This is a genomic window from Streptomyces sp. NPDC007929, from assembly GCF_042959065.1.
In the GTDB taxonomy this organism is placed as follows: domain Bacteria; phylum Actinomycetota; class Actinomycetes; order Streptomycetales; family Streptomycetaceae; genus Streptomyces.
Genome location: NZ_JBIBKD010000002.1, coordinates 319,268 through 338,046 on the forward strand (window position 1 = coordinate 319,268; position 18,779 = coordinate 338,046).

17 protein-coding genes are annotated in these 18,779 nt (G+C 70.7%); 9 read left to right on the forward strand and 8 right to left on the reverse strand.

The window, feature by feature from the left end; translation table 11 throughout:
* Window positions 1-269: 269 nt before the first annotated feature.
* Window positions 270-479, reverse strand: a complete 210-nt coding sequence (locus tag ACFZDE_RS06265) for a DUF397 domain-containing protein (RefSeq protein ID WP_391197879.1) — start codon at window positions 477-479, stop codon at window positions 270-272.
* Window positions 466-1,290, reverse strand: a complete 825-nt coding sequence (locus ACFZDE_RS06270; protein WP_391198899.1) for a Scr1 family TA system antitoxin-like transcriptional regulator — start codon at window positions 1,288-1,290, stop codon at window positions 466-468. Before ACFZDE_RS06270 ends, ACFZDE_RS06265 begins: the two co-directional genes overlap by 14 nt.
* Window positions 1,291-1,619: 329 nt before the next feature.
* On the opposite strand from ACFZDE_RS06270, the gene ACFZDE_RS06275 reads away from it, so the two are divergent.
* Complete coding sequence (locus tag ACFZDE_RS06275; RefSeq protein WP_391197881.1) at window positions 1,620-1,928, forward strand: hypothetical protein; 309 nt, start codon at window positions 1,620-1,622, stop codon at window positions 1,926-1,928.
* Between the two features lie 11 nt (window positions 1,929-1,939).
* Here ACFZDE_RS06275 and ACFZDE_RS06280 read toward each other — a convergent pair whose 3' ends face one another.
* Window positions 1,940-2,533 (reverse strand): ABATE domain-containing protein, encoded by a 594-nt coding sequence (locus ACFZDE_RS06280; RefSeq protein WP_391197884.1) that lies wholly within the window; start codon window positions 2,531-2,533, stop codon window positions 1,940-1,942.
* A gap of 86 nt (window positions 2,534-2,619) precedes the next feature.
* Between ACFZDE_RS06280 and ACFZDE_RS06285 the strand changes: the two genes are divergently transcribed.
* On the forward strand, window positions 2,620-3,420 hold the full coding sequence (locus tag ACFZDE_RS06285; RefSeq protein ID WP_391197888.1) for an MBL fold metallo-hydrolase: 801 nt from the start codon (window positions 2,620-2,622) through the stop codon (window positions 3,418-3,420).
* A gap of 49 nt (window positions 3,421-3,469) precedes the next feature.
* Here ACFZDE_RS06285 and ACFZDE_RS06290 read toward each other — a convergent pair whose 3' ends face one another.
* Both ACFZDE_RS06290 and ACFZDE_RS06295 read right to left on the reverse strand, forming a co-directional pair.
* Window positions 3,470-4,117, reverse strand: coding sequence for a dihydrofolate reductase family protein (locus ACFZDE_RS06290; RefSeq protein ID WP_391006326.1), 648 nt, complete (start codon window positions 4,115-4,117; stop codon window positions 3,470-3,472).
* 95 nt (window positions 4,118-4,212) lie between these two features.
* Window positions 4,213-4,578, reverse strand: coding sequence for a hypothetical protein (locus ACFZDE_RS06295; protein WP_391006323.1), 366 nt, complete (start codon window positions 4,576-4,578; stop codon window positions 4,213-4,215).
* A 202-nt stretch (window positions 4,579-4,780) separates the two neighbouring features.
* Between ACFZDE_RS06295 and ACFZDE_RS06300 the strand changes: the two genes are divergently transcribed.
* From ACFZDE_RS06300 to rbsD, 5 genes are all read left to right on the forward strand, one after another.
* Window positions 4,781-5,818 (forward strand): substrate-binding domain-containing protein, encoded by a 1,038-nt coding sequence (locus tag ACFZDE_RS06300; protein ID WP_391197891.1) that lies wholly within the window; start codon window positions 4,781-4,783, stop codon window positions 5,816-5,818.
* A complete protein-coding gene (locus ACFZDE_RS06305) occupies window positions 5,815-7,389 on the forward strand; it encodes an ATP-binding cassette domain-containing protein (protein ID WP_391006317.1) in 1,575 nt (524 codons plus the stop codon). Before ACFZDE_RS06300 ends, ACFZDE_RS06305 begins: the two co-directional genes overlap by 4 nt.
* Window positions 7,379-9,328 (forward strand): substrate-binding domain-containing protein, encoded by a 1,950-nt coding sequence (locus ACFZDE_RS06310; protein WP_391197893.1) that lies wholly within the window; start codon window positions 7,379-7,381, stop codon window positions 9,326-9,328. Before ACFZDE_RS06305 ends, ACFZDE_RS06310 begins: the two co-directional genes overlap by 11 nt.
* A 76-nt stretch (window positions 9,329-9,404) precedes the next feature.
* The gene (locus tag ACFZDE_RS06315) at window positions 9,405-10,307 is read left to right on the forward strand and encodes a PfkB family carbohydrate kinase (RefSeq protein ID WP_391197896.1); all 903 of its coding nucleotides are present in this window, start codon (window positions 9,405-9,407) and stop codon (window positions 10,305-10,307) included.
* A complete protein-coding gene (rbsD, locus tag ACFZDE_RS06320; RefSeq protein ID WP_391197898.1) occupies window positions 10,304-10,693 on the forward strand; it encodes a D-ribose pyranase in 390 nt (129 codons plus the stop codon). Before ACFZDE_RS06315 ends, rbsD begins: the two co-directional genes overlap by 4 nt.
* A gap of 223 nt (window positions 10,694-10,916) precedes the next feature.
* Here the strand turns inward: rbsD and ACFZDE_RS06325 are convergent, their stop codons facing one another.
* Window positions 10,917-11,087, reverse strand: coding sequence for a hypothetical protein (locus ACFZDE_RS06325; protein ID WP_158761778.1), 171 nt, complete (start codon window positions 11,085-11,087; stop codon window positions 10,917-10,919).
* Between the two features lie 535 nt (window positions 11,088-11,622).
* Between ACFZDE_RS06325 and ACFZDE_RS06330 the strand changes: the two genes are divergently transcribed.
* Together ACFZDE_RS06330 and ACFZDE_RS06335 are read left to right on the forward strand one after the other, a co-directional pair.
* On the forward strand, window positions 11,623-13,902 hold the full coding sequence (locus tag ACFZDE_RS06330; RefSeq protein WP_391197900.1) for an ATP-dependent RecD-like DNA helicase: 2,280 nt from the start codon (window positions 11,623-11,625) through the stop codon (window positions 13,900-13,902).
* Between the two features lie 179 nt (window positions 13,903-14,081).
* Entirely contained in the window at window positions 14,082-15,371 is a 1,290-nt protein-coding gene (locus ACFZDE_RS06335; RefSeq protein ID WP_391006303.1) for a citrate synthase, read from the forward strand.
* Between the two features lie 690 nt (window positions 15,372-16,061).
* Here ACFZDE_RS06335 and ACFZDE_RS06340 read toward each other — a convergent pair.
* On the reverse strand, window positions 16,062-18,302 hold the full coding sequence (locus tag ACFZDE_RS06340; protein WP_391197902.1) for a heavy metal translocating P-type ATPase: 2,241 nt from the start codon (window positions 18,300-18,302) through the stop codon (window positions 16,062-16,064).
* A gap of 110 nt (window positions 18,303-18,412) precedes the next feature.
* Window positions 18,413-18,652 carry a cation transporter gene (locus ACFZDE_RS06345; RefSeq protein ID WP_391006299.1) on the reverse strand — a complete coding sequence of 80 codons (240 nt, stop codon included), beginning with the start codon at window positions 18,650-18,652 and terminating at the stop codon, window positions 18,413-18,415.
* Window positions 18,653-18,779 lie beyond the last annotated feature (127 nt).

The window sequence follows — 18,779 nt, forward strand, 5'->3', positions numbered from 1 at the left end:
GGCGGCCGGAGCGGCCACCAGGACCAGGACCGCGAGCAGGGCGACGCACCCGTCGAGCAGCATGACCGCGGGCGGCTTGCGACGGGGGAGGAGGCCCCGACGTTGCTCGGGTGTCCCGAGCTGCTGGCCGCGATGCGGTCACGGCTGCGGCGGCTGGACGACCAGCTGGCGAGCGTCGCGCAGTCCCGTGACGCCCTCGCCGACTACATCTAGGCGGCCGAACGCGTGGGCGGCGAGAGCTACCCGCCGCTCGGCCTCGCGCTGTCTTCCTAGGCCCCTATGTGCCCGTCCTTGACGGCGCCGACGAACACCGCCCAGCCGCTCCGCGAGAAGACCAGGGTGGGGCCGAGGGCGGTCTTGCTGTCCCGTACCGGGACGTCGGGGCGGCCGGGGGCGACTTCGAGGCACTCGCCCTGATCGCCGCCGCTGTAGCTGGACTTGTACCAGTCGGTGAGGGCGATGTGCTCACTGTCGATCACGCGCATGCTCCTCCGCTGCCGCCCTGACGAGGGCCAGGGACTCCTGCTGCGACAACGCGTCGCTCAGCGCCAGAGCGTATGCGGTCTGGCAGGCGCCCACCAGAGCGGGCTCGTCCATCAGGTTGCCGGTCTGGAAGCCCTCCACGTAGGCCACCGGTGCCGAGTCCTCGAAGGTCATGAGCGTGAGCAGACTCTGCATGAGTGCGTGCGCCCCTACGCCGTAGGGAAGCACGTGGAGGCGCAGCCGTCCCGACTCGGCCATGTCCGCGACTTTGTGCAACTGCTCCGTCATGACCTGTGGTCCGCCGACGCGACGGCGGAGGACTGCCTCGTCGAGCAGTGTCCAGACGACAGGCTGCCCCGGCCCGTCGAGGATTCGGCGGCGTTGCGTTCGAATGACAACGAGCTCGTCAAGTTTCTCGGTCGTATGGTTCGGGCGGTAGGCCCGGAACAGGGCACGTGCGTAGTCGTCGGTCTGAAGCACTCCCGGAACCAGGGAAAGTGCGAACTGCTGCATGTGAGTGGCCAGTTGCTCCAGCTCGGCCACCGCTGCGAAGTGGTCGGTGTAGTGGGACTCCAGGTCTTCCAACCACCGCGCGAAGAACCCGTCCGTCCCCAGCGCCCGGTCGATCCGCCGCGCGTCATCCGGCTTGGGGAGGCGTCGGCCGGCCTCGAAATGACTGATCAGCGTGGGCGAGCACACCACCTGGTCGCCCAGTTCCTCCTGGGTGAGGCGGGCGGCGGTCCGCCTCAGCCGCATCTCCTCCCCGTACTTCTGACGTGGTGTTCGAAGCATGCGGCGTTCGTCCATCGGCCAACTCCCTTTCTTGACAAGCGCGATGTCAAGTTCCACCCCCTGGCAGGGTAGCGAGCGCCGACCCCACTCTGTGAGTGATCTGGAACAGAACGCAGTCACCGCAGGTGAGAAGGTAGGAAGATTGACGTGGTAGACCTCACGGCCCGGCTCCTGGAACCGTTTCTCCGCTTCCTCTTCCCTCCCCGGGGGAGGCGACGGCGATCGGCGGCGCCTCCCCTGCGCCCGTACGTGTGCCCGGCGGCCTGCTGCCACCCCGGGGAGCGTCCGCTGCGGGGAGAGGACAACCGACTGGTGCGTCCGTATCTCATGGCGGAGGCGGGCGCATGACCGGCGGGAAGCACGACCGTGCCGTGACCGGGCGGTTGCTGCCGTGGACGGGTGTCGAAGGCAGACCGTGTTACCTCGTGGGCGACGGAACCGGCTACGTCGCGCGGCTCGCCGACGAGATCGAGGACGTACAGCTCGACATGGCGGACGCCCTGCTCGGGCATGCCGACGAACTCCTCGCGGAGCGCCGGGTGACGAGCGGCGAGCTGCACTACCTTGCCCGGCGGCTCAGCGAGTCCCTGCGGGACGTCACAAGGGTTGCCGAGAGCAGAGGGGCGCGGCTCGCCGACAGGTCCGGGCCCTGACGGTGACGGTGTCAGCGCTGCTCCGTGCGGCGGGCGTACGCCCGGGCCGCTCGGGCGCGGTCGCCGCAGCGGGTGGAGCACCAGTGGCGGCGGCCGTGGCGGAGCAGGTAGCGGTTGCAGGGCGGGGAGCCGCAGGCCGTGAGGCGTTCGGCGGCGGGGGACGTGAGCAGGTCCGCGGCGTCGGCGGCGAGGGTCGCCAGGGCGAGGTCGACGATCGCGGTGGTCGGGTGCGGGGCGGTGCGGTAGGGGCCGGTGCTGTCGTCCCACCGCAGCAGCGGGGCTGTCGGAACCCTGGTCATCGCGTCGTTGACGGCCGACACCGCCGCGGGCAGGGCGGGTACGCCGTCGACGCGGGCGGCGAACAGGGACCTGATCTGCTCGCGCAGGGAACGCAGTTGGGCCGCGCACATCTCCCGCATACCGGCGTCGACCGGGGCGAGGCCGCGCTGGGTCAGCCAGTGGTTCGCCTGCGCGGGGGTGCCCAGGAGGTCGAGCGTGCGCCCGCCGGACAGGGCGATCGCGGTGTTGGCGAGGGCCAGCGAGGCATGTTCCTCCTCGCCCTGGGCGGGCGGCGGGGCGGGCTGGTCGGTCACGTGCTCCTCCATGATTCTCATGGTACGGCTTGCCAGCATCCGTGAGAAGCGGATACGTTTGTCTCACGGTTCGATCGCGTCTATCCGTGAGGTGCTGTATGTCTTCCGTCCCCATGGCCACCGGCTTTCCCGTCCGCGCCCTCGGCGGCCCGACCGCGTTCTTCGAGTACGGCGGCCTGCGCTTCCTGACCGACCCGACCTTCGACGCCCCCGGCGACTACGCCCGGCCCGGAGGTCCGCTCCTGACCAAGACCGCGGCCTCCGCCAGCAGCCCCGCCGACCTCGGCAGCGTCGACGTGGTGCTGCTCTCCCACGACGAGCACGCCGACAACCTCGACACCTCCGGCCGGGCCCTGCTCCCCGGCATACCCCTGACCCTGACCACGCCCGGCGGCGGTGAGCGCCTGCGCGAGAGCCTGGGGGACAAGGTCAGGGGCCTGGCCGACTGGGAGTCCGTCGAGCTGGACCGGCCCGGCGGCGGCACCCTCACCGTGACCGGCGTCCTGGCCCTGCACGGCCCCGGCCCGCGCGAGCAGGTCGAGGCGTTCACCGGCCAGGTCGTCGGCTTCGTCCTGACCGGCGAGGGCCTGCCCACCGTCTACGTCAGCGGCGACAACGCCTCACTCGACGCCGTCCGCGAGATCGCCGGCCGCTTCGGCCCCGTCGACACCGCCCTGCTCTTCGCCGGCGCTCCCCGCTTCCCCGTGCTCTTCGACAACCAGGTCGTCGTCCTGGACAGCGCGATGGCCGCCGAGGCCGCGCGGATCCTCGGCGCCCGGCGTGTCGTCCCCGTCCACTACGACAGCTGGTCCCACTTCACCGAGGGCCGCGAGCAGCTGGAAGCCGCCTTCACCACCGCCGGGCTCGCCGACCGGCTCGACTGGGGCAAGGACGCCTGACCTGCCGCCGCATCCGCCCGGCCTGCCGCGATATCCCCCCGACCTGCCGCTACTTCCTCCAGAACAGGTGATGGACCACCCCGCTCGGGCTCGGTACGACGTCGTGGTGGAAGCGGTCGAGCAGCTCCTCGGGCGACTCCCACAGCCGTGACCCGGACCCGAGCACCACACCGGGCGAGACCGTCACGTGCAGCGTGTCGACCAGGTCGGCGTCCAGGAACTGCCGGACCGTCGACGCCCCGCCCCCGAGCCGTACGTCCTTGTCCCCGGCCGCCTCGCGCGCCTGGGCGAGGACCTCGGCCGGATCCCCGCCGACGAAGTGGAACGTCGTGTCGGAGAGCGTGAACGAGGGGCGCTCGTGGTGGGTCATCACGAACACCGGTGTGTGGAACGGCGGCTCGTCACCCCACCAGCCCTTCCAGTCCTCGTTCTCCCAGGGGCCGCGGTGGGGGCTGAACTTGTTGCGGCCCATGATCTCGGCGCCGATGCCATGGTGGAAGTCGCGCACCAGGTAGTCGTCGAGGCCGCGGCTCCCGCCCGGGTCGGTGCGGTTGGGCCAGCTGGCCGTGGCCAACGCCCAGGCGAACATCGTGCCGGGATCGGCATGCCCGAACGGCCTCTCCAGGCTCTGTCCCTCACCGGCACCGAAACCGTCACTCGAGACGTTGAAATTCTGCACGCGCAGCAGTTGGGGCACAGCGCTCCTCCTGTGATCGGTGGTCGACGCAAGAGTGACCGCCCGGACCGGCAGAACTCATCGGTGCGGGCCGGGCGCGTCCAAGGGTTCCGGTCTCACCCGGCCTGCGCCACCACGTGGTCGATCACCTGCTGGAAGTCCTCACTGGGCGAGAACTCCACCAGTTCGCTGTCCTCCAGCGCCACCGGCACATGCCCGGGCCCCCAGTAGTACGCCTGCCCCGCCTCGTACTCCTCCTCGCCCGTGGCCGTGCGCATCCTGATCCGGCCCTTGAGCAGGTAGCCCCAGTGCGGGCACGGGCACGCGTCGTCGGGCAGGCCCTTGAGGGCCGGGCCCATGTCCGTGCCCCGGGGGAGCGTGATGTAGCCGACCGACATGCCGCCGCCGATCGGCATCAGGCGCAGTTCCACGCCGTCGCCTTCGAGGGCGACAGGTACGTCGTTCCGGGTCGCCGCCGTCATGGTTCCTCCGCTCCGGCCCATCAGGACCTCCAGCGCCCCACAGGAAACCCCCGTACCTCCAGCCTGGCCCGCCGGGCCGCCCTCCGCGACATCACGATCCGGTCAAGAGGTACCGCCGGGGGCTTGATTCGGATGCGTGTAATCGATTCCATGAGTGCCGCACGGCGCTCCCACGACTGATCCACAAGGAGGTGGAGCGGCGGTGGCCAGCATCAAGGACGTCGCTGCCGAGGCCGGCGTCTCCGTCGCCACGGTCTCGCGCGTCCTGAACGACCACCCGTCGGTCAGCGCCGACGCACGCACTCGCGTGCTGGCCGCCGTCGAGACCCTGGGCTACCGCCCGAACGCCGTCGCCCGCTCCCTGCGCACCGACCAGACCCACACCCTCGGCCTGGTCATCAGCGACGTGATGAACCCCTACTTCACCGAACTGGCCCGCTCCGTCGAGGAAGAGGCCCGCGCGCTCGGCTACAGCGTCATCATCGGCAACGCCGACGAGCGGCCGGACCTCCAGGACCACCACGTACGCACCCTGCTCGACCGCCGGATCGACGGCCTGCTCGTCTCCCCGACGGACGGCGGCTCGCCGCTGATGCTGGACGCCGCGCGGGCCGGGACGCCCATGGTCTTCGTGGACCGGTGGATCCCGGGCGTGGACGTGCCGGTGGTGCGGTCGGACGGGCGAGCCGCCGTGCGAGACCTCGTGGCGCATCTGCACCGGCTCGGACACCGGCGGCTCGCGATCATCGCCGGCCCGGCGGCGACCACGACCGGCCGCGAGCGCGTGGAGGCCTTCCGGGAGGCACTCGCCGTGTTCGGTCTCGAACTCCCCGACGCCTACAGAGGGCAGGGCGACTTCCAGGCCGAGAGCGGGCGCCGGGTCACCGAGGGCTTCCTCGACCTGGCCGACCCGCCCGAGGTCGTCTTCGCGGCCGACAACCTGATGGCGCTCGGCGCGCTGGACGCCGTACGCGCGCGTGGTCTGCGCGTACCGGACGACCTCGCGCTGGCCGCGTTCGACGACATCCGGTGGTTCGTGCACACCGATCCGCCGATCACCGCGATCGCTCAGCCCACGGGCGAGCTGGGCCGGGCCGCCGTACGGGCCCTGGTCGACCGCATCGAGGGGCGGCCCGGCGAGTCCGTCACGCTCCCCGCCCGGCTCGTCGTACGCCGCTCCTGCGGCGAGAACCCCACCCCCGTGCAGAACCCCACCCCAGTGCAAAGGAGCACGACGTGAGCAACGCGGACGAGTTGCTGCGCATCGAGGGCATACGGAAGACCTTCCCGGGCGTGGTCGCGCTGGACGGCGTCGACTTCGACCTGCGCCGGGGCGAGGTGCATGTGCTGCTCGGTGAGAACGGTGCCGGAAAGAGCACCCTCATCAAGATGCTCTCCGGCGCCTACACCCCCGACGCCGGGCGGATCCTGGTCGGTGGCGAGCAGACCCGCATCCACGGTGCGCAGGACTCCGAGCGGCTCGGGATCGCCACGATCTACCAGGAGTTCAACCTGGTGCCCGATCTGACGGTCGCCGAGAACATCTTCCTGGGGCGCCAGCCACGCCGGTTCGGGATGATCGACCGGAAGAGGATGGAGGCCGACGCCGAGGTCCTGCTGAAGCGGGTCGGTGTGAACGTGTCGCCCCGCGCGCGGGTCCGCGAGCTGGGCATCGCCCGCCTGCAGATGGTCGAGATCGCCAAGGCGCTCAGCCTGGACGCCCGGGTGCTGATCATGGACGAGCCGACCGCCGTGCTCACCTCCGAGGAGGTCGACAAGCTCTTCGCGATCGTGCGCACGCTGCGCGAGGACGGCGTCGGGATCGTCTTCATCACCCACCACCTGGAGGAGATCGCCGCGCTCGGCGACCGCGTCACGGTCATCCGGGACGGCCGGAGCGTCGGCCAGGTCCCGGCTTCCACGCCCGAGGACGAGCTCGTACGGCTCATGGTCGGGCGCTCCATCGAGCAGCAGTACCCGAGGGAACGCGCCGACCGCGGTGCCGCGCTGCTGTCCGTCGAGGGACTCACCCGGGACGGCGTCTTCCACGACGTCGGCTTCGAGGTGCACGCCGGTGAGGTCGTCGGCATCGCCGGGCTGGTCGGCGCGGGCCGTACCGAGGTCGTACGGGCGGTCTTCGGGGCCGACGCGTACGACAAGGGCACCGTGAAGGTCTCCGGCGCCCCGATCGCCAGGTCCGACGTCAACGCGGCGATGACCGCGGGCATCGGACTCGTGCCCGAGGACCGCAAGGGCCAGGGTCTGGTGCTGGACGCCTCCGTCGAGGAGAACCTCGGCCTGGTGACCCTGCGGTCGGCCACCCGCGCCGGGCTCGTCGACCTCAAGGGGCAGCGCGAGTCCGCCGAGCGGATCGCGAAGCAGCTCGGCGTGCGGATGGCCGGGCTCGGCCAGCACGTGCGCACGCTGTCCGGCGGCAACCAGCAGAAGGTCGTCATCGGCAAGTGGCTGCTCGCCGACACCAAGGTGCTGATCCTCGACGAGCCGACGCGCGGCATCGACGTCGGCGCCAAGGTCGAGATCTACCAGCTGATCAACGAACTCACCGCCGCCGGAGCGGCCGTGCTGATGATCTCCAGCGATCTGCCCGAGGTACTCGGCATGAGCGACCGGGTGCTGGTGATGGCGCAGGGCCGGATCGCCGGTGAACTCTCCGCCGACGAGGCGACCCAGGACGCCGTGATGGCACTCGCCGTCAGCACCCCCACGAGCACGAGCACCCCCACGAGCACCAGCACGACCACGAACACGAGCACGACCACGAACGGAACGGAGGCCTCCCGTGGCCACTGACACGCTCAAGAGCACGACGGGCGCGGGCGGCGCCTCGGGAGGCCTGCGCCGCCTCCTGCTGGACAACGGCGCGCTCACCGCGCTCATCGTCCTCGTCATCGCGATGTCGGCCCTGTCCGGCGACTTCCTGACGACGGACAACCTCCTCAACGTCGGTGTGCAGGCGGCCGTGACGGCCATCCTCGCCTTCGGTGTGACCTTCGTGATCGTCTCCGCGGGCATCGACCTGTCGGTCGGCTCGGTCGCCGCGCTGTCCGCCACGGTCCTCGCCTGGAGCGCCACCTCCGCGGGTGTCCCGGTCTTCCTCGCCGTGCTGCTCGCCATAGCGACGGGCATCGTCTGCGGCCTGGTCAACGGCATCCTGATCTCCTACGGCAAGCTCCCGCCGTTCATCGCCACCCTGGCCATGCTGTCCGTGGCCCGAGGCCTGTCCCTCGTCATCTCCGAGGGCTCCCCGATCGCCTTCCCCGACTCGGTCTCCCACCTCGGTGACACGCTCGGCGGCTGGCTGCCGGTGCCGGTCCTGGTGATGATCGTCATGGGCCTGATCGCGGCCTTCGTCCTCGGCCGGACCTACATCGGCCGCTCGATGTACGCCATCGGCGGCAACGAGGAGGCCGCGCGGCTGTCCGGCCTGCGCGTGAAGAAGCAGAAGCTCGCGATCTACGCCTTCTCGGGCGTGTTCGCCGCCGTCGCCGGTGTCGTCCTCGCCGCCCGGCTCTCCTCCGCGCAGCCCCAGGCCGCCGACGGCTACGAGCTGGACGCGATCGCCGCCGTCGTCATCGGCGGTGCCTCCCTCGCGGGCGGCACCGGCAAGGCGTCCGGCACGCTCATCGGCGCGCTGATCCTGGCCGTGCTGCGCAACGGCCTCAACCTGCTGAACGTCTCCGCGTTCTGGCAGCAGGTCGTCATCGGTGTCGTCATCGCGCTCGCGGTGCTGTTCGACACGCTGCGGCGCAAGGCGGGGGCGACCCCGGTGGCCGGTGCCTCGGGAGGAGGCAGGGGCAAGCAGGCGGCGACGTACGGGCTCGCGGCCGTGGTCACCGTCGCGATCGTCGGAGCCACGTCCTTCCTGCACAACGGCTCCTCCGCCACGAGCACCCCGAAGCTGGGGCTGTCGCTGTCCACCCTCAACAACCCCTTCTTCGTGCAGATCCGGGCGGGCGCCCAGGCCGAGGCCGAGAAGCGCGGCGTGGACCTGACCGTCACCGACGCCCAGAACGACGCCTCCCAGCAGGCCAACCAGCTCCAGAACTTCACCAGTTCCGGCCTCGGCGCGATCATCGTCAACCCGGTGGACTCGGACGCCGCGAGCAACTCCGTCAAGGCCGCCGACAAGGCGAAGATCCCGGTCATCGCGGTCGACCGGGGCGTCAACAAGGCGTCGGTGGACGCCCTGGTCGCCTCCGACAACGTCGCCGGCGGTGAACTCGCCGCCAAGACCGTCGCCGACAAGCTGGGCGGTAAGGGCAAGATCGTGATCCTCCAGGGCCAGGCCGGCACGTCCGCGGCCCGGGAGCGCGCGCAGGGCTTCGCCAACGGCCTCAAGGCCTTCCCGGGCATCGAGGTCGTCGCCCAGCAGCCCGCCGACTTCGACCGCACCAAGGGACTCGACGTCATGTCGAACCTGCTCCAGGCCCACCCGGACGTCCAGGGCGTCATCGCCGCCAACGACGAGATGGCGCTCGGCGCGATCAAGGCGCTGGGTTCCAAGGCCGGCACGTCGGTCTCGGTCGTGGGCTTCGACGGCACGCCTGACGGACTGAAGGCGGTCGAGGGCGGCACGCTGTACGCGTCCGTGGCGCAGCAGCCGTCCCAGCTCGGGAAGATCGCCGTGGACAACGCCCTGCGGGCCCTGAAGGGCGAGAAGGTCCAGGAGACGGTGAAGGTGCCGGTGAAGGTGGTCACCAAGGAGAACGTGGCCGGCTTCAGCGGCTGACATCGGGGAGCGGCGGGCGGCTCGCGCACGGTGTGCGTGACCGCCCGCCCATGTCACTCACATGGGGAGACAACGCATGTACGACTACGACCTCCTGGTCGTGGGGTCGGCCAACGCCGACCTGGTGATCGGAGTGGAGCGCCGGCCCGGTGCCGGCGAGACCGTGCTCGGCTCCGACCTGGCCGTCCACCCGGGCGGCAAGGGCGCGAACCAGGCGGTCGCCGCCGCCCGGCTCGGTGCCCGTACGGCGCTGCTGGCCCGGGTCGGCGACGACGCGCACGGGCGGCTGCTGCTGGAGTCGCAGCGCGCGGCGGGCGTCGACACGGTCGGGGTCCTGGTGGGCGGCGCGCCGACCGGCGTCGCGCTGATCACGGTCGACCCCTCAGGGGACAACAGCATCGTGGTCTCGCCCGGCGCGAACAGCCGTCTGACCCCTGAGGACGTGAGCGCCGCAGGGTGCCTCTTCCAGAGCTCCCGGGTGGTGTCGGCGCAGCTGGAGATCCCGCTGGAGACGGTGGTGGAGGCCGTGCGGAGCCTGTCGTCCGAGAGCCGTTTCGTGCTGAACCCGTCCCCGCCGCGGCCCCTTCCCCGGGAGGTGCTGGCGGCCTGCGACCCACTGATCGTGAACGAGCACGAGGCGAAGGTCATCCTGGGCGACGCGGCCGTCGGGGACAGCCCCGAGGACTGGGCGCGGATCCTGCTGGCCAAGGGCCCGAGGTCGGTGGTGGTGACGCTGGGCGCGCACGGCGCGCTGGTGGCGTCGGCGGAGGGGGTCGCGCGGGTGCCGGCCGTGACCGTGGACGCGGTGGACACGACCGGAGCGGGCGACTCCTTCACCGCCGCGCTGGCCTGGCGGCTGGGCGCGGGGGAGTCGCTGGCTCAGGCGGCGGCGTACGCGGCGCGGGTGGGTGCCGCGACCGTGACGAAGGAGGGCGCGCAGGCGTCCTTCCCGACGGCGGCGGAGGTCGCCGCGCCGTGAAGAGGACCGGAATACTGAACCGTCACCTCGCGGGTGCGATGGCCGAACTGGGCCACGGCGACGGGGTGCTGGTGTGCGACGCGGGCATGCCCATCCCCGACGGCCCCCGGGTGGTGGACCTGGCGTTCCGCGCCGGGGTGCCGTCGTTCGCCGAGGTGCTGGACGGGCTGCTGGCCGAGCTGGTGATCGAGGGGGCGACGGCGGCGCGCGAGGTCCGGGAGACCAACCCGGAGGCGTCGGCGCTGCTGGAGGGGCACTTCCCCCGGCTGGACCTCGTCTCGCACGAGCGCCTCAAGGAGCTGTCGGCGGGTGCCCGGCTCGTCGTCCGCACGGGCGAGGCACGGCCGTACGCGAACGTCCTGCTGAGGTGCGGCGTCTTCTTCTGAACGGTTTCGAGGGGGCCCGGTCCGTCGACCGGGCCCCCTCGGCTTTTCCCCTCCCGTCAGAACCCCCGCGATCCCCCCAGATCCCCCTCCAGAAGTCCTGACGCGTAGTACGACCGCCATGGGACCGAAAGGGTTGCACGGCGACGTAAGAAAATCTTGCCGAATCCTTGAGCGACCCCGCGGAACCCGGTCCAGCGCCTCCGCACCGGGCCAACCCGGCCCCCTACCGGCGCAGGCTGTAGCTCACCATCGACGCCCCCACCACCGATCCGAACGCCGGGAGGAGGAACTGGGCGAAGGCCTCCCAGCCCCAGACGATCCCCGCGCACGCCGCCGTGATGTTGATGGCCAGGGACAAGATCCACAGGGCGACGCTCTGGGCCTGGGGTGACATCGTTCCTCGTCGTCATTCGGGGCGGGGTGGGGGGGAAGGAAAGGCGCCGGGCCGGAATCACCCCGGTCCCGGGCTGGGGAGCGGACGCAATTCCGGCGCGGGTGTCCGGTTCAGCGGGGGAGAGCCGGGGGTTTTCCCGGTCGGCACGGACAGCCCCGGAGCGACCACCGCGTGTTCCCCGGCGACGGCCGGGGCCACCACGAGCAGCGTCAACGTGCTGACAGCGCACAGGGCGACGAGGAGCGTGCCCACCGTGTACGCGCGCTGCGGGGCGCTCGGGTCTGGGGGACGCATCGGCATCACGGTCGCTCCGGAATCGAGTCCGCCCCCCGGTTTGACGAACCCCTGAATTCTTCCACGGGAAAGGATCACAAAAGGGGCGCGCCGGATGCTTGAACTGTAAAGCTTCGGTCTCTTCTGTGAATTCACCGTGAAAGTCGAGCCGTTGAGCCCATACTGAACGGTCGCTTTATGAGAGGGGGCCTTCGGCTCTTTCGGGCCGCGGGTTGTCGTACCCGGGCGGTACCGTCGGATCATGACCGATCAGGCGGGGGCCGCCCAGACGGGCGAGCGGCGACTGGCCACGCTGGAAGGCGTACTCGAACGCATCACGTACGCCAACGAGGAGAACGGCTACACGGTCGCCCGGGTCGACACCGGCAGAGGCGGCGGCGACCTGCTCACGGTCGTCGGTGCCCTGCTCGGCGCGCAGGTCGGCGAGTCGGTGCGCATGGAGGGCCGCTGGGGCTCCCACCCGCAGTACGGCAAGCAGTTCCACGTCGAGAACTACACGACCGTCCTGCCCGCCACCGTCCAGGGCATCCGCCGCTACCTCGGCTCGGGCCTGGTCAAGGGCATCGGCCCGGTCTTCGCCGACCGCATCACCCAGCACTTCGGCATGGACACCCTGAAGATCATCGAGGAGGAGCCCAAGCGGCTCATCGAGGTCCCCGGCCTCGGCCCCAAGCGCACCAGGAAGATCGCCGACGCCTGGGAGGAGCAGAAGGCCATCAAGGAGGTCATGCTCTTCCTCCAGACCGTCGAGGTGTCCACGTCCATCGCCGTGCGCATCTACAAGAAGTACGGCGACGCCTCCATCTCCGTGGTGAAGAACCAGCCCTACCGGCTCGCCTCCGACGTCTGGGGCATCGGCTTCCTCACCGCCGACAAGATCGCGCAGTCCGTCGGCATCCCGCACGACAGCCCCGAGCGCGTCAAGGCGGGCCTGCAGTACGCCCTGTCCCAGTCCACCGACCAGGGCCACTGCTTCCTCCCGGAGGAACAGCTGATCAAGGACGCGGTCAAACTCCTCCAGGTCGACACCGGCCTGGTCATCGAGTGCCTGGCCGAACTCGCCGAGCCCCCCGAGGACGGCGAGGACCCCGGCGTCGTACGGGAGAAGGTGCCCGGCCCCGACGGCGGCGAGACGGTCACCGCGATCTACCTCGTCCCCTTCCACCGTGCCGAACTCTCCCTCTCCGCCCAGCTGCTGCGTCTGTTGCGCACCGGCGAGGACCGCATGCCGGGCTTTCGGACCGTGGCCTGGGACAAGGCGCTGGGCTGGCTGAAGGGGCGCACCGGCACCGACCTCGCGCCCGAGCAGGAGGCCGCCGTCAAGCTGGCGCTCACCGAGAAGGTCGCCGTCCTCACCGGCGGCCCGGGCTGCGGCAAGTCCTTCACGGTCCGCTCGATCGTGGAGCTGGCCCGCGCCAGGAAGGCGAAGGTCGTGCTCGCCGCCCCCACCGGCCGGGCCGCCAAGCGCCTGTCCGAGCTCACCGGCGCCGAGGCTTCCACCGTCCACCGCCTGCTGGAGCTCAAACCCGGCGGTGACGCGGCCTACGACCGGGACCGCCCGCTGGACGCCGACCTGGTCGTGGTCGACGAGGCGTCCATGCTGGACCTGCTGCTCGCCAACAAGCTGGTGAAGGCCGTCCCGCCGGGAGCGCACCTGCTGTTCGTCGGGGACGTCGACCAGCTGCCCAGCGTCGGGGCGGGGGAGGTGCTCCGCGACCTCCTGGCCGACGGCGGCCCGATCCCCGCGGTCCGTCTCACGCGGGTCTTCCGGCAGGCCCAGCAGTCCGGTGTGGTGACGAACGCCCACCGGATCAACGCCGGACAGCATCCGGTCACGGACGGCATGAAGGACTTCTTCCTCTTCGTCGAGGACGACACCGAGGAGGTCGGGCGGCTCACCGTCGATGTGGCCGCCCGCCGCATTCCGGCCAAGTTCGGGCTGGACCCGCGCCGGGACGTCCAGGTCCTCGCCCCCATGCACCGCGGCCCGGCCGGCGCGGGCACGCTCAACGGCCTGCTGCAACAGGCCGTCACCCCGGGCCGCCCCGACCTGCCCGAGAAGAGGTTCGGCGGACGGGTGTTCCGCGTCGGCGACAAGGTCACCCAGATTCGCAACAATTACGAGAAGGGCGAGAACGGGGTCTTCAACGGCACCGTCGGCGTGGTCACCTCGCTCGACCCCGTCGACCAGCGCCTGACGGTGCGCACCGACGAGGACGAGGAGGTGCCCTACGAGTTCGACGAGCTCGACGAGCTCGCCCACGCGTACGCCGTGACGATCCACCGCTCCCAGGGCAGCGAGTACCCGGCGGTCGTCATCCCGGTCACCACGAGCGCCTGGATGATGCTCCAGCGCAACCTGCTCTACACGGCCGTCACCCGGGCCAAACAGCTGGTCGTCCTCGTCGGTTCGCGCAAGGCGATCGGCCAGGCGGTGCGCACGGTTTCGGCGGGCCGGCGGTGCACGGCACTCGACTTCCGGCTCGGTTCAACGAAAAATGATCGATCAAACGAGTCGTGAAGGTCACAAGACACTTCCGGAAGGGGAACACAGGGGGCAGGATGAGCAAGTTGGCGGCACTCAGTGCCGTCAATAGGCCCGATGGTCGACCCCGAGTGCACTCTCCTGAGCCAAGTGGGGGATGGTAGAGACAGTCAGGGCAACCTCGAAGATGAGGCACAACGTCGGTGAGGGAAGACGTGAGCGACAACTCTGTAGTACTGCGGTACGGCGACGGCGAGTACACCTACCCGGTGATCGACAGCACCGTCGGTGACAAGGGCTTCGACATCGGAAAGCTCCGTGCCCAGACCGGTCTGGTGACACTGGACAGCGGTTACGGCAACACGGCCGCGTATAAATCCGCCGTCACGTACCTGGACGGCGAATCGGGCATCCTGCGGTACCGCGGCTACCCGATCGAGCAGCTGGCCGAGCGCTCCACCTTCCTGGAGGTGGCCTACCTGCTGATCAACGGTGAGCTGCCGACCGTCGACGAGCTCTCGGTGTTCAAGAACGACATCACGCAGCACACCCTGCTGCACGAGGACGTCAAGAACTTCTACAAGGGCTTCCCGCGCGACGCCCACCCGATGGCCATGCTGTCCTCGGTCGTCTCGGCGCTGTCCACGTTCTACCAGGACAGCCACAACCCGTTCGACGAGCGCCAGCGCAACCTCTCCACGATCCGTCTGCTCGCCAAGCTCCCGACGATCGCCGCGTACGCGTACAAGAAGTCGATCGGTCACCCGTTCGTCTACCCGCGCAACGACCTCGGCTACGTCGAGAACTTCCTGCGCATGACCTTCTCGGTCCCGGCGCAGGAGTACGAGCTCGACCCGACCGTGGTCTCCGCGCTCGACAAGCTGCTGATCCTGCACGCGGACCACGAGCAGAACTGCTCGACCTCCACGGTCCGTCTGGTCGGCTCCTCGCAGGCGAACATGTTCGCTTCGATCTCCGCCGGCATCAACGCCCTGTGGGGCCCGCTGCACGGCGGCGCCAACCAGTCGGTGCTGGAGATGCTGGAGGGCATCCGCGACTCCGGCGGCGACGTCGACTCCTTCATCCGCAAGGTGAAGAACAAGGAGGACGGCGTCCGCCTGATGGGCTTCGGCCACCGGGTCTACAAGAACTTCGACCCGCGCGCCAAGATCATCAAGGCCGCCGCGCACGACGTGCTGTCCGCCCTCGGCAAGTCCGACGAGCTGCTGGACATCGCGCTGAAGCTGGAGGAGCACGCGCTCTCCGACGACTACTTCGTCGAGCGCAGCCTCTACCCGAACGTCGACTTCTACACCGGCCTGATCTACCGGGCCATGGGCTTCCCGACCGAGATGTTCACGGTCCTGTTCGCCCTCGGCCGGCTGCCGGGCTGGATCGCCCAGTGGCACGAGATGATCAAGGAGCCGGGTTCCCGCATCGGCCGCCCGCGCCAGATCTACACCGGCGTGGTCGAGCGTGACTTCGTGCCCGTCGAGCAGCGCTGAGCCACCGCACCGCTTCGGCCCCCGTATCCGCTTGCCGGGTGCGGGGGCTCTCGCGTGGGCGGGCGCGCTGCGCGTGATCCCTCACGTGATTTCTTACGCAATGAAGAAGGCGCCCCGGCGTCGGTCCCCCCACGGGCCGACGTCCAGGGCGCCTTCCCAGTCCCGGTACGGATTCCCCCCACGGGATCCGGCCGGGCGTCTGTGAGGACAGCGCCTGAATCGCTGTTGAGCAGAACGAGCAGAACTCGTCGTACCGCGGTGATGACGCGCTACCGCGGTGGTGTGCGCTGTGCCGGGACATCGCACGCCCGGGAGGGCCGCTCAAAGCTTCCCGGCGTACGTGCCCCGGCAACGCTCCCCCAAGCTCTCAACTCCGTTCGAGCAGGGAGGTATCCCCAGCTGGAGAAGTCCCCCAAGACATCCCCAGATGTCAGACCGCGCCCCCCAAGACGCTCTCTGACATCGTCAACTTAGACCTTCGAACCCCTTCGATGGTTACGTTCACATCACTGTGATCTGCGTCTCTTGCATATGTCCCTTAGCTGCGCAAGAGCCCGGATATGCCGACCACCGGGACCCAAGCGTAAGGAAGATGCGCGAGCCTTGTGAAGAGCTTATGTGAGCCCGGCTCCGGACTCCAGAGGGGCTCAAATCACGTTCGCCGTGAACTTAGGCCGAATTCGGGGGACTTCACCGGAATGTCCGCAGTCGCAGACTGTTCGTGACGACGAAGACCGACGAGAACGCCATCGCCGCCCCCGCGATCATGGGGTTCAGCAGGCCCGCGGCGGCCAGCGGCAGCGCCGCCACGTTGTAGCCGAAGGCCCACACCAGATTGCCCTTGATCGTGGCCAGGGTCCGGCGCGAGAGCCGGATCGCGTCCGCGGCCACCCGCAGATCGCCGCGGACCAGGGTCAGATCGCCCGCCTCGATCGCCGCGTCCGTACCGGTGCCCAGGGCCAGGCCCAGATCGGCGGCGGCGAGCGCGGCCGCGTCGTTGACGCCGTCACCGACCATCGCGACGACCCGCCCCTCGGCCTGCAACCGCCGTACCGCGTCGACCTTGTCCTCGGGGAGGACCTCGGCCACCACCTGCTCGATCCCCACGGCCGCGGCCACCGACTCGGCCACCGCACGGTTGTCCCCGGTCAGCAGCACCGGCGTGAGCCCGAGGGCCCGCAGCTCGCGCACCGCCTCGGCGCTGGTCTCCTTGACCGCGTCGGCCACGGCCAGAACGGCCCGCGCCGTCCCGTCCCACCCGGCCAGGACGGCCGTGCGCCCGGCCCGTTCGGCCTCGTCCCGCGCACGGGCCAGCTCCGCCGGTACGTCGTCGAAGAGCCGCCCGACGGCGACCTCCCGGCCCTCCACGCGCCCGCGTACGCCCCGCCCGGGGACGTTCTCGAACCCGTCGACCTCCGGGAGCCGACCGGCCCGCTCCTCGGCGCCCCGCGCGATCGCACGGGCGACGGGATGCTCGGAGGCGTGCTCGACAGCGCCGGCGAGCCGCAGCACCTCCTTCTCGTCGGTGCCCGCGACCGTGTGGACGCCCTGGAGGGTCATCCGGCCGGTGGTGACGGTGCCGGTCTTGTCCAGGACGACCGTGTCGACGCGGCGCGTGGACTCCAGCACCTCCGGGCCCTTGATGAGGATGCCGAGCTGGGCGCCGCGGCCGGTGCCGACCATGAGCGCGGTCGGTGTGGCGAGACCCAGCGCGCAGGGGCAGGCGATGATCAGCACCCCGACCGCCGCGGTGAACGCCGCGACGCCGTCGCCGGTCAGCCCGAGCCATGTCCCGGCCGTGGCGACGGCGATCAGCAGCACCACGGGTACGAAGACCCCGGCGATCCGGTCGGCGAGCCGCTGCACCTCGGCCTTGCCGTGCTGGGCGTCCTCCACCAGCTTCGCCATCCGCGCGAGCCGGGTGTCGGCGCCGACCCGGGTGGCCTCGACGACCAGCCTCCCGGCCGTGTTGACCGTCGCGCCGGTGACCGGGTCCCCGGCCGCCACGTCCACCGGCACCGACTCGCCGGTCAGCATCGAGGCGTCCACGGCCGAGGCGCCCTCGACGACCGTGCCGTCGGTGGCGATCTTCTCGCCCGGCCGTACGACGAACCGGTCGCCGACGGCCAGCCGCTGCGCCGGGATCCGCACCTCGCGCCCGTCGCGCAGCACGGCCACGTCCTTGGCGCCCAGCTCCATCAGCGCCCTCAGCGCCGCTCCGGCACGGCGCTTGGAGCGGGCCTCCAGCCAGCGGCCCAGCAGGATGAAGGCGGTGACGCCGGAGGCGACCTCCAGGTAGATCGAGGAGGCGCCGTCGCCGCGCGAGACCGTGAACTCGAAGGGGTGCCGCATGCCCGGCATGCCCGCGTCGCCGAGGAACAGCGCCCACAGGGACCAGCCGAACGCGGCCAGGGTGCCGAGACTGACCAGGGTGTCCATGGTGGCCGCGCCGTGCCGGGCGTTGGTCCAGGCGGCCCGGTGGAAGGGCAGCCCGCCCCAGACGACGACCGGCGCGGCCAGGGTCAGCGAGAGCCACTGCCAGTTGTCGAACTGGAGCGCCGGGACCATCGCCAGGAGGATCACGGGCAGGGCGAGGGCGGCCGAGACGACCAGCCGGCGGCGCAGGGCGAACAGCTCGGGGTCCTCGTCACCGTCGGCGGGCGTCTCCTCGCGCGGGGGCGCGGGCTCCTCGGCGGTGTACCCGGTCCTCACGACGGTGGCGATCAGATCGGCCACCTCGGTGCCCTCGGGGCAGGTGATCCGGGCCTTCTCCGTCGCGTAGTTCACCGAGGCCGTGACGCCGTCCATCCGGTTGAGCTTCTTCTCGACGCGGGCCGCGCAGGAGGCGCAGGTCATCCCGCCGATGAGCAGCTCGACCTCGGCGAGGGCCGGCTCGTGACCGGCCGGTGCCCGGGTGGTGGTGCTGGTCATGTCCTCACTCCAGGAGATGCGGTGCGCCCGGGAAGACGGAACGGGCCGCACGGGCCGGGGCGGCGGCCGTACGGCCCGTACACGGGTACGAGTTCCAGGTCCGCCGTGTCTCAGGCCCGGCCGGCCAGCTCGAAACCGGCCTCGTCGACGGCGTCGCGCACGGCCTTGTCGTCGAGCGGGGCCGCGGAGACGACGGTGACCTCGCCGGTCTTGGCGACAGCCGTCACCGAGCTCACGCCGGGGATCCGGGAGATCTCCCCGGAGACCGCGCCCTCGCAGTGGCCGCAGCTCATGCCGGTCACCGTGAAGACGGTGGTGACGGAACCCGTGGTGTCGGTCTGGGCGGTCATGTCGTTACTCCTCGTCGAGGCATGTGGGGCTGTGGGGCCCGCTGGGGACCCGCACACCCCACTGTACCCCTAGGGGGTATCGGATCACGAAGCCGCTCCCCGGCGGGGTACCCGGCCCGGCGACTCC

Excerpts from the sequence above, each read along its gene's own strand:
- ACFZDE_RS06270 (WP_391198899.1), bottom strand. The coding sequence starts at position 1,290 with ATGGACGAACGCCGCATGCTTCGAACACCACGTCAGAAGTACGGGGAG.
- ACFZDE_RS06275 (WP_391197881.1), top strand. The coding sequence starts at position 1,620 with ATGACCGGCGGGAAGCACGACCGTGCCGTGACCGGGCGGTTGCTGCCG.
- ACFZDE_RS06280 (WP_391197884.1), bottom strand. The coding sequence starts at position 2,533 with ATGGAGGAGCACGTGACCGACCAGCCCGCCCCGCCGCCCGCCCAGGGC.
- ACFZDE_RS06285 (WP_391197888.1), top strand. The coding sequence starts at position 2,620 with ATGTCTTCCGTCCCCATGGCCACCGGCTTTCCCGTCCGCGCCCTCGGC.
- ACFZDE_RS06295 (WP_391006323.1), bottom strand. The coding sequence starts at position 4,578 with ATGACGGCGGCGACCCGGAACGACGTACCTGTCGCCCTCGAAGGCGAC.
- ACFZDE_RS06315 (WP_391197896.1), top strand. The coding sequence starts at position 9,405 with ATGTACGACTACGACCTCCTGGTCGTGGGGTCGGCCAACGCCGACCTG.
- ACFZDE_RS06325 (WP_158761778.1), bottom strand. The coding sequence starts at position 11,087 with ATGTCACCCCAGGCCCAGAGCGTCGCCCTGTGGATCTTGTCCCTGGCC.
- ACFZDE_RS06330 (WP_391197900.1), top strand. The coding sequence starts at position 11,623 with ATGACCGATCAGGCGGGGGCCGCCCAGACGGGCGAGCGGCGACTGGCC.
- ACFZDE_RS06340 (WP_391197902.1), bottom strand. The coding sequence starts at position 18,302 with ATGACCAGCACCACCACCCGGGCACCGGCCGGTCACGAGCCGGCCCTC.
- ACFZDE_RS06345 (WP_391006299.1), bottom strand. The coding sequence starts at position 18,652 with ATGACCGCCCAGACCGACACCACGGGTTCCGTCACCACCGTCTTCACG.